The 9,553-nt window shown below is 71.3% G+C and carries 10 protein-coding genes; 7 read left to right on the top strand and 3 right to left on the bottom strand.

The window, feature by feature from the left end:
- Positions 1 to 85: 85 nt before the first annotated feature.
- The 3 genes from ABT004_RS10505 to ABT004_RS10495 are packed head-to-tail and all read right to left on the bottom strand — an operon-like array spanning position 86 to position 2,021.
- Positions 86 to 988 carry an aminoglycoside phosphotransferase family protein gene (locus tag ABT004_RS10505; protein WP_351333835.1) on the bottom strand — a complete coding sequence of 301 codons (903 nt, stop codon included), beginning with the start codon at positions 986 to 988 and terminating at the stop codon, positions 86 to 88.
- 41 nt (positions 989 to 1,029) lie between these two features.
- Positions 1,030 to 1,509 (bottom strand): ferritin-like domain-containing protein, encoded by a 480-nt coding sequence (locus tag ABT004_RS10500; protein WP_351333830.1) that lies wholly within the window; start codon positions 1,507 to 1,509, stop codon positions 1,030 to 1,032.
- Positions 1,506 to 2,021, bottom strand: a complete 516-nt coding sequence (locus tag ABT004_RS10495) for a hypothetical protein (protein ID WP_351333828.1) — start codon at positions 2,019 to 2,021, stop codon at positions 1,506 to 1,508. Before ABT004_RS10495 ends, ABT004_RS10500 begins: the two co-directional genes overlap by 4 nt.
- A 226-nt stretch (positions 2,022 to 2,247) precedes the next feature.
- On the opposite strand from ABT004_RS10495, the gene rimP reads away from it, so the two are divergent.
- The 7 genes from rimP to truB all read left to right on the top strand — a co-directional run bounded on the left by rimP (position 2,248) and on the right by truB (position 9,318).
- The gene (rimP, locus tag ABT004_RS10490) at positions 2,248 to 2,787 is read left to right on the top strand and encodes a ribosome maturation factor RimP (protein ID WP_351333825.1); all 540 of its coding nucleotides are present in this window, start codon (positions 2,248 to 2,250) and stop codon (positions 2,785 to 2,787) included.
- A 2-nt stretch (positions 2,788 to 2,789) separates the two neighbouring features.
- On the top strand, positions 2,790 to 3,800 hold the full coding sequence (nusA, locus tag ABT004_RS10485; RefSeq protein WP_351333822.1) for a transcription termination factor NusA: 1,011 nt from the start codon (positions 2,790 to 2,792) through the stop codon (positions 3,798 to 3,800).
- A 101-nt stretch (positions 3,801 to 3,901) separates the two neighbouring features.
- Positions 3,902 to 4,180, top strand: coding sequence for a YlxR family protein (locus tag ABT004_RS10480; protein WP_266714798.1), 279 nt, complete (start codon positions 3,902 to 3,904; stop codon positions 4,178 to 4,180).
- A 146-nt stretch (positions 4,181 to 4,326) separates the two neighbouring features.
- Complete coding sequence (infB, locus tag ABT004_RS10475) at positions 4,327 to 7,458, top strand: translation initiation factor IF-2 (protein ID WP_351333819.1); 3,132 nt, start codon at positions 4,327 to 4,329, stop codon at positions 7,456 to 7,458.
- A gap of 139 nt (positions 7,459 to 7,597) precedes the next feature.
- Positions 7,598 to 7,891 (top strand): DUF503 domain-containing protein, encoded by a 294-nt coding sequence (locus tag ABT004_RS10470; protein ID WP_351333816.1) that lies wholly within the window; start codon positions 7,598 to 7,600, stop codon positions 7,889 to 7,891.
- A gap of 48 nt (positions 7,892 to 7,939) precedes the next feature.
- Positions 7,940 to 8,410 carry a 30S ribosome-binding factor RbfA gene (gene rbfA, locus ABT004_RS10465; RefSeq protein WP_351333813.1) on the top strand — a complete coding sequence of 157 codons (471 nt, stop codon included), beginning with the start codon at positions 7,940 to 7,942 and terminating at the stop codon, positions 8,408 to 8,410.
- A gap of 2 nt (positions 8,411 to 8,412) precedes the next feature.
- The gene (gene truB / locus ABT004_RS10460) at positions 8,413 to 9,318 is read left to right on the top strand and encodes a tRNA pseudouridine(55) synthase TruB (protein ID WP_351333811.1); all 906 of its coding nucleotides are present in this window, start codon (positions 8,413 to 8,415) and stop codon (positions 9,316 to 9,318) included.
- The last annotated feature ends 235 nt before the right edge of the window (positions 9,319 to 9,553 follow it).

Below are 9,553 nucleotides of genomic sequence, written 5' to 3'. Positions count from 1 at the left end.
GGGGCTTGATTTGCCCGGGCCCCGCCGGCGATTGAGGCGCGGGGTCCGGGGCGGAGCCCCGTGGCGTGGGGGCGGGGGGCCCGCCTCACAACCAGCCCGCGAACTCCAACAGGTTCTCGCCGTCCTGGTGCCGCCCCACGCGCAGTGCCCGCGCACCCGACTCCACCGCCCGGAACAACGTCCACCCCCGCAACCGCTCCGGATCCACCTCCAGCGACTCCGCGAGCCGCTTCACCCGCCGCCGCGTGATCGCGGGCCCCGACGGCGACCCGATGAGGTCCTCCACCCGGTCACGCACAAGCCGCGCCAGGTCGAACGCGGTCTCGCCGACGACCGGGTCGGGCCCGACCGCCAGCCACGGCATCCGCTCCCCGGACAGCACCTTGGACTGCCGGAACGTACCGTGCAGCAAACGGAGTTCGGGAGCCGAGTCCACCAGCTCGTCCCGCGTCCCGAGGGCCGCGTCGATCAGCGGCGCCACGTCGGGGAACGCCTCCACCGTCGCCCGCATCCCGACCGCCTGACGCCCCGTGCGCTCCGGAACGGTCTCGCAGTTGCGCCCCTCGGGCGGGTCCACCCACAGGCGGCGCAGTGTGCCCGCCGCCTCCAGGAGCGCCTTCGCCTCCGGCAGCGTACGGACGGAGACCTCCGGGTGGAGGCGTTCCAGGAGGAGCGCGCCGTCGTTCACGCCCGGGTCGAGCAGCCGCACCGCGCCGAAGCCGTCCCAGTGCGTCAGCGCCGCCCGCTCCGCCTCCGGGCGGAACCGCTCGGGCGCCAGTTTCAGGATCGCCGGTGAGCCGTCCGCCCTGCGCACGTGGGCGACCAGGCTGCTGCGGCCCCCGGGCACATGCACCCGCTGCACCGTCACATCGCGCCGTGCCGCCGCCCCGTCGAGCAGCGCGCCGACCCGGTCGAGCCACGCCGACGCCCCGTCGTCACGCACCTCGCCGAGCGCGTTCACGAGACGCGGAGGCGGTTCGAATGCCAGGGGCGCGGATGCCATGCGCGGGGATTTCCTTCCAGATCTGCCTACGTGCTGGGGTCCTCAGAAGAGGACGGGGCCGACGACGATGCGGTCGGCGCCGCGGCCCGTTCGGAGAGCCCAGGGAAGGCTACGCTGCCGCCGCCCCAGCGCACGGCACGGACCGCCGCCTCACGGAGTGCGTCGGCCGCGCTCCGGCGCCGCTCGCCGCTCGCCGCCCGTACGAGATCCGAGTAGACGCCGGCGACCCTGCTCTCGATGTCCGCGGCGAGCCGGGCCGCCGCCGACGCGTCGGGTACCGGGAACGGCAGCGCGTACGCCCCCGCGGACTCCTCGGGATTTCCGCCCAAGTCGCGCACTGTGCGCCGCAGTTCGTCACGGCGGGCGCGGTGCGCGTCGTACGCGTCCCGGGCCCGGCCCCTGCGGTCCTCGCCGACCCGGCCGCCGACGACCCCGTAGCCGTACACCGCCGCGTGCTCGGCCCGCAGCGCCGCCTGCACCGCCGCGAGCAGTTCGTTCTCGCTCATTCCTGTCCGTCCTCCGACAGCAGATACGCGTGCCCGGCCCCGGCCGCCGCCACCGACGCGAACAGCCGCGCCAGCTCGCCCGGAGCGTCCACGAGCGCGGACATCCGGCGGTCCGAGAGTCGCTGCTCGGCCACCGAGAGCGCCTTGAGGATGTCCTTCTCGGAGGTCGGCGCCGCGGCCGACTTGTTGCCCGGGGGTGCTCCGGCGCCCGACGCCCGGCGCGCCCCGCCGAACGCCTTCACGTGCCGCTCGACCTCGGCCCGCAGCGGGTTCAGCCGCTCCGCGAGCGCCGGACGGGCCGACACCGCCCGGTCGTACTGGCCGAGGAGGTCCGTGCTCTCCTGCGCCGCCCGCGTCCGCAGCCGCTTCTCCTGCGCGGCGGCGGGCGCCCCGCTGCCACCGTCGGCGCCGCCTTCGGCGTCCGAGCAGCCGGTCAGCAGCGCGGCCCCGGCCAGCGAGGCGAGCAGAGTCCTACGTCGTGGCCCGGAGCGGGCGAGAGGGGGCAGCGGCACGGCAGGCGTCCTCAGGAGGCGAAGAGGCGGGAGGGGAGAGGGCTTTCGGCGGGCGGCGCCTTGATCGGAACTGATCAGGTTCGATCGAGGGGGAGCGGTCGTGATCACCGTACCGCCGCCGTTGCACGGGTGGACGGCAACACCCCCCTGGACCGGATACCCTTTGACCTGACGCGCAAGGAAAGTCAGTAACCACAACAGCACACGCGGCCGAGGAGTCACCCGGATGAGCACCACCCAGAACGAGAGGCTGCGGGAACTACTGGAACCGCTCGTCACCTCGCAGGGGCTCGAACTCGAAGAGATCGAAGTGGCCTCGGTCGGACGCAAGCGTGTGCTGCGCGTCGTCGTCGACTCCGACGAGGGCGCCGACCTTGATGCGATCGCCGATGTGAGCCGCGCGCTCTCGGCGAAGCTCGACGAGCCCGGTAGCAGTGCGGCCATGGGCGAGGGCGAGTACGAGCTCGAGGTCGGTACGCCCGGCGCCGAGCGCCCCCTCACCGAGCACCGCCACTACATCCGCGCGACGGACCGCCTCGTGAAGTTCCAACTGAACGACGAGTCCGAGCTGGTCGCGCGCATCCTCAAGGTCGACGACGACGGCCTGGACCTGGAAGTACCGGGAGTGAAGGGGCGCAAGCCCACCTCCCGAAGGCTCGACTTCGCCGACCTCGCCAAGGCGCGGGTCCAGGTCGAGTTCAACCGCAAGAACAAGAACGACGACAGCGACGACAACGACGCTCAAGAACAAGAAGAGGAGGCGTAGCCATGGACATCGACATGAGTGCCCTGCGGGGGCTGGTCCGTGAGAAGGAGATCTCCTTCGATCTGCTGGTCGAAGCGATCGAGTCGGCCCTCCTCATCGCCTACCACCGCACCGACGGCAGTTTCCGTCGCGCCCGCGTGAAGCTGGACCGCGACAGCGGCCATGTGACGGTGTGGGCGACGGAGGACCCGGCGGACCTCGAAGAGGGCCAGGAGGCCAAGGAGTTCGACGACACCCCCTCCGACTTCGGCCGGATCGCCGCCACGACCGCGAAGCAGGTCATCCTGCAGCGGCTGCGCGACGCCGAGGACGACGCGACGCTCGGCGAGTACGCGGGCCGCGAGGGCGACATCGTGATGGGCCAGGTCCAGCAGGGCCGCGACCCGAAGAACGTGCTGGTCGACATCGGCAAGCTGGAAGCCATCCTGCCGGTGCAGGAGCAGGTACCCGGCGAGGAGTACCCGCACGGCCTGCGCCTGCGCTCGTACGTCGTGCGCGTCGCCAAGGGCGTCCGCGGCCCCTCCGTGACCCTGTCCCGTACGCACCCGAACCTCGTGAAGAAGCTCTTCGCGCTCGAGGTGCCGGAGATCGCCGACGGCAGCGTCGAGATCTGCGCCATCGCGCGCGAGGCCGGCCACCGCACGAAGATCGCCGTGCGCTCCACCCGGAGCGGGCTCAACGCCAAGGGCGCCTGCATCGGCCCGATGGGCGGGCGTGTGCGCAATGTCATGGGCGAGCTCAACGGCGAGAAGATCGACATCGTCGACTGGTCCGACGACCCGGCCGACATGGTCGCCAGCGCGCTGTCCCCGGCCCGCGTCTCCAAGGTCGAGATCGTGGACCTCGCGGCCCGCTCGGCCCGCGTGACGGTGCCCGACTACCAGCTCTCCCTTGCCATCGGCAAGGAGGGGCAGAACGCCCGGCTCGCGGCCCGGCTCACCGGCTGGCGCATCGACATCCGCCCGGACACCGAGCAGGGCGGCTCTCCCGAGGGTGCTCCCGAAGGGGAATAATTCCGAGCGCTCGGCGCTTGGATCACGACAGTATGTGACGAGCCAACCGTTCGACCTTTACCCCAAAGGGGTGAGGTCGGTACGGGGAGGTAGACTTAACCGTGTCTGGTCGGACGCATGCCCGCGCATGCCCTGAGCGAACCTGCGTGGGATGCCGGGAGCGAGCGGCCAAGAGCGAACTGCTGCGGATCGTGGTGATCGAGGGACAGTGCGTCCCCGATGATCGCGGTACGCTGCCCGGCCGGGGTGCTTACGTGCATCCCGCCCTGGCCTGTCTCGACCTGGCGGTCCGCCGCCGGGCGTTCCAGAGGGCTTATCGGGCCCCTGGACCGTTCGACACGGCGGCCCTGCGCCACCGCGTCGAGCAGGCAACACCGTAAGAAGCGCCGTACGGGACCCCCGTGCGGCCCTGGTATTCCGCGAGTTGGAAGTAGGTCGAGATTGCGATGAGCACTCGATGAGCACGCGATGAGTACGCCCATGAAGTAGCGACGGTCCGGCGTAACCCGGACCTAAAAGGAGCGAAGTGGCTAAGGTCCGGGTATACGAGCTCGCCAAGGAGTTCGGCGTAGAGAGCAAGGTCGTCATGGCCAAGCTCCAAGAACTCGGTGAATTCGTACGTTCGGCGTCCTCGACCATCGAGGCGCCGGTAGTACGCAAGTTGACTGACGCCCTGAATCAGGGCACCAACGGCGCGGCCAAGAAGCCCGCCGCCAAGAAGGACGCCCCCGCGAAGCCCGCGGCGCCGCGTCCCACCCCCTCTCCCGCGCAGGCCGCCAGGCCTGCCGCCCCGCGTCCGGGCCCGGCTGCGCCGAAGCCCGCCGCGGAGACCCCCGTCGCGGAGAAGCCCGCTGCGGAAACCCCCGTCGCGGAGAAGTCCGCTGCCCCGGCCGCTCCGGCGACCCCGGGTCCGCGGCCGACGCCCGCCCCGAAGCCGGCCCCGAAGCCCGCTTCCCCGGCACCCAGCACGCCGGAGTTCCAGGCCCCCGCCGCCTCGGAGGCCCCCGCGGCCCCGAAGCCCGCCGGCCAGTCCGCTCCGCGTCCCGGCGCCCCGAAGCCCGGGGGCCGTCCGGCCCCCGGTCAGGACCGTGGCCAGGGCCAGGGTGGCCAGCGCGGTGACCGTGGCGACCGTCAGGGCGCCCCGCGTCCCGGTGGCCAGGGCCAGCGTCCCGGTGGCGCCCGTCCGTCGGGCCCGCGTCCGGGCAACAACCCCTTCACCTCTGGTGGCTCCACCGGCATGGCGCGCCCGCAGGCGCCCCGTCCCGGCGGCGCCCCGCGTCCCGGCGGCCAGGGTGCCCCGGGCGGTCCGCGCCCGCAGGGTGGCGGCCAGGGTGGCCCCCGTCCGCAGGGTCAGGGCGGAAACCGTCCGAGCCCGGGCAACATGCCCCGTCCGCAGGCAGGCGGCGCCGGCGCGGCCGGTCCGCGTCCCGGCGGTGGCGGCGGCAACCGTCCGAACCCCGGCATGATGCCGCAGCGTCCCGCAGCGGGCCCGCGGCCGGGTCCGGGTGGCGGTGGCGGTCGCGGTGGCCCCGGTGGCGGTGGCGGTCGTCCCGGTGGCGGCGGTGGCGGTCGTCCCGGCTTCGCCGGTCGTCCCGGTGGTCCCGGTGGCGGTGGCGGCGGCTTCGCCGGTCGTCCCGGTGGTCCCGGTGGTGGCGGCGGCGGTCGTCCCGGCGGCTTCGGTGGCCGTCCCGGTTTCGGTGGCCGTCCCGGTGGTCCGGGTGCCCGTGGTGGCACGCAGGGCGCCTTCGGTCGTCCCGGCGGTCCCGCGCGTCGCGGTCGCAAGTCGAAGCGGCAGAGGCGCCAGGAGTACGAGGCCATGCAGGCCCCGTCGGTCGGCGGCGTGATGCTGCCTCGCGGCAATGGCGCGGTTGTTCGCCTGTCGCGTGGTGCTTCGCTCACCGACTTCGCCGAGAAGATCAACGCCAACCCGGCGTCGCTCGTCGCGGTCATGCTGAACATCGGCGAGATGGTCACGGCCACGCAGTCGGTCTCCGACGAGACGCTGCAGCTTCTCGGCGACGAGATGAACTACGCGGTCGAGATCGTCTCCCCCGAGGAGGAGGACCGCGAGCTGCTCGAGTCCTTCGACATCGAGTTCGGTGAGGACGAGGGCGGCGAAGAGGCCCTCATGGCGCGTCCGCCGGTCGTGACCGTCATGGGTCACGTCGACCACGGTAAGACGCGACTGCTCGACGCGATCCGCAAGACCAACGTCATCGCGGGCGAGGCCGGCGGCATCACGCAGCACATCGGTGCCTACCAGGTCGCGACCGAGGTCAATGGCAGCGAGCGCGCCATCACCTTCATCGACACCCCGGGCCACGAGGCGTTCACCGCCATGCGTGCCCGTGGTGCGAAGTCGACCGACATCGCGATCCTCGTGGTCGCGGCGAACGACGGCGTCATGCCGCAGACGATCGAGGCGCTGAACCACGCCAAGGCCGCCGAGGTCCCGATCGTCGTCGCGGTCAACAAGATCGACGTCGAGGGTGCCGACCCGACCAAGGTGCGCGGTCAGCTGACCGAGTACGGCCTGGTCGCCGAGGAGTACGGCGGCGAGACCATGTTCGTCGACATCTCGGCCAAGCAGGGCGAGAACATCGACAGCCTCCTCGAGGCCGTGGTCCTGACCGCGGACGCCTCGCTCGACCTGCGGGCCAACCCCGAGCAGGACGCGCAGGGTATTGCGATCGAGGCCCACCTCGACAAGGGCCGCGGTGCCGTCGCGACCGTCCTCGTCCAGCGAGGCACGCTCCGTGTCGGCGACACGCTGGTCGCGGGCGACGCCTACGGCCGTGTCCGTGCCCTGCTCGACGACAAGGGCGAGCACGTGCAGGAGGCGGGTCCCTCGACTCCGGTCCTCGTGCTCGGTCTCACCAACGTCCCGGGCGCGGGCGACAACTTCCTGGTGGTCGACGAGGACCGTACGGCCCGTCAGATCGCCGAGAAGCGTGCCGCCCGTGAGCGCAACGCCGCGTTCGCCAAGCGCGTGCGCCGTGTCTCGCTCGAGGACCTGGACAAGGTGCTCAAGGCCGGCGAGGTCCAGCAGCTCAACCTCATCATCAAGGGTGACGCTTCTGGTTCCGTCGAGGCCCTCGAGTCCTCCCTGCTCCAGCTGGACGTCGGCGAAGAGGTCGACATCCGCGTCCTGCACCGCGGCGTCGGTGCGGTCACGGAGTCGGACATCGACCTGGCCATGGGCTCGGACGCCATCGTCATCGGCTTCAACGTCCGTGCGGCCGGTCGTGCCGCGCAGATGGCCGAGCGCGAGGGTGTCGACGTCCGGTACTACTCGGTGATCTACCAGGCCATCGAGGAGATCGAGGCGGCCCTCAAGGGCATGCTCAAGCCGGAGTACGAAGAGGTCGAGCTCGGTACGGCGGAGATCCGCGAGGTCTTCAAGTCGTCCAAGCTGGGCAACATCGCGGGTGTTCTCATCCGCTCCGGCGAGGTCAAGCGCAACACGAAGGCGCGCCTCCTCCGCGACAACAAGGTCATCGCGGAGAGCCTCAACATCGTGGGCCTGCGTCGCTTCAAGGACGACGTCACCGAGATCCGCGAAGGGTTCGAGGGCGGTATCAACCTCGGCAACTTCAACGACATCAAGGTCGACGACGTCATCGCGACGTACGAGATGCGCGAGAAGCCGCGCGTCTGAGCTTGATACGCGACTGGGGCCGGTCGACGGGACTTATTTCCGTCGATCGGCCCCGGCCGTTGCGTGTACCGTTCCCGTATCGGTGGCCGGAAGCGGTCGCCCATACGAACCCGAACCGGCGGGACATCCGGACACACACATGTATGTGGGGACTCTGTCCTTCGATCTGCTCCTCGGCGACGTCCACTCGCTGAAGGAGAAACGCTCCCTCGTCCGTCCGATCGTGGCCGAGCTGCACCGCAAGTACGCGGTGAGCGTCGCGGAGACGGGCAACCAGAACCTCCACCGCAGGGCCGAGATCGGGCTCGCGGTGGTCTCCGGGGACACCGGCCACCTGTCCGACGTACTGGACCGCTGCGAGCGACTCGTCGCCGGGCGGCCCGAGGTGGAACTGCTCTCGGTTCGCCGCAGGCTCCACAGCGACGACGACTGACGCAGACTGAAGCAACCAGCACGTAAGCACTTAAAAGGAGACGGACCAGTGGCCGACAACGCGCGCGCCAAGAGGCTGGCGGACCTCATCCGAGAGGTGGTGGCGAAGAAGCTGCAGCGCGGGATCAAGGACCCGCGGCTCGGCACCCACATCACCATCACCGACACCCGCGTGACGGGCGACCTCCGCGAAGCGACCGTGTTCTACACGGTGTACGGGGGCGACGAGGAGCGTGCCGAGGCGGCCGCCGGCCTGGAGAGCGCCAAGGGCATCCTGCGCTCGGCGGTCGGTCAGGCGGCAGGCGTGAAGTTCACGCCGACTCTGGCCTTCGTCGCGGACGCCCTGCCGGAGAACGCCCGCACCATCGAGGACCTCCTCGACCGGGCCCGGCAGTCCGACGCCGAAGTACGGGAGGCCTCCGCGGGCGCCGACTTCGCCGGCGGCGCGGACCCGTACAAGAAGCCGGAAGATGCCGAAGAGGACGCGGCTGACGCTCCCGAGAAGGACGGCGAAGCCTGAGCATGTCCGACCGCACCCCTCCGCCCGACGGGCTTGTCATCGTCGACAAGCCGTCGGGCTTCACTTCGCACGACGTCGTGGCCAAGATGCGCGGGATCGCCAAGACCCGCAAGGTCGGCCACGCGGGCACCCTCGACCCGATGGCGACGGGCGTGCTGGTGCTCGGCGTCGAGCGCGCCACCAAGCTCCTCGGCCACCTCGCGCTGACCGAGAAGGAGTACCTGGGCACGATCAGGCTCGGGCAGAACACGCTCACGGACGACGCGGAGGGCGAGCTCATCTCGTCCACCGACGCGTCCGGGGTCGGGCGCGAGGCCATCGACGCGGGCATCGCCGAGCTGACCGGCGACATCATGCAGGTGCCGTCGAAGGTCAGCGCCATCAAGATCAACGGCGTCCGCAGCTACAAGCGGGCCCGCGAGGGCGAGGAGTTCGAGATCCCGGCGCGCCCGGTCAAGCTCTCGTCCTTTGCCGTGTACGACGTCCGGGACGCGGTCGCCGAGGACGGCACACCGGTCCTCGACCTGGTCGTGTCCGTCGTCTGCTCGTCCGGTACCTACATCAGGGCGCTCGCCCGTGACCTGGGCGCCGGGCTGGGCGTCGGCGGGCATCTGACGGCGCTGCGGCGCACCCGCGTCGGCCCGTACAAGCTCGACTCGGCGCGCACCCTGGACCAGCTCCAGGAGTCGCTGACCGTGATGCCGGTGGCCGAGGCGGCCGCCGCCGCGTTCCCGCGCTGGGACGTCGACGAGCGCCGCGGGAAGCTGCTGCTCAACGGCGTACGCCTGGACGTGCCCGAGGAGTACGCGGGCGCGGGTCCCGTCGCCGTGTTCGGGCCCGGTGGGCAGTTCCTCACCCTGATCGAGGAGTCCAGGGGGAAGGCGAAGAGCCTGGCCGTGTTCGCCTGAGCTCCGCCCCGACCGATTGCGGTGGAGCGGCGGGTTCCGGTCCTTGGGTGGCCGCCGCTCCACCTCCCCCTCTCAAGGGTGTATCCAGCACGCCCGATCACTTCACCCCTTCGGGCGGGCGCTCGGAGTGAATGGGGGGAGCGCAAGGGGGCGCGTTCGCCGTTGACGCTGTTCTGCTGATCATTGCGCGCCTACCGTCGATGCACGGGGTGTGGAGGAGAACGGCGGGAGGGTC

The organism is Streptomyces sp. NPDC002790, from assembly GCF_040295505.1.
GTDB lineage: Bacteria > Actinomycetota > Actinomycetes > Streptomycetales > Streptomycetaceae > Streptomyces.
This window is presented reverse-complemented; position numbering and strand designations above follow the sequence as displayed.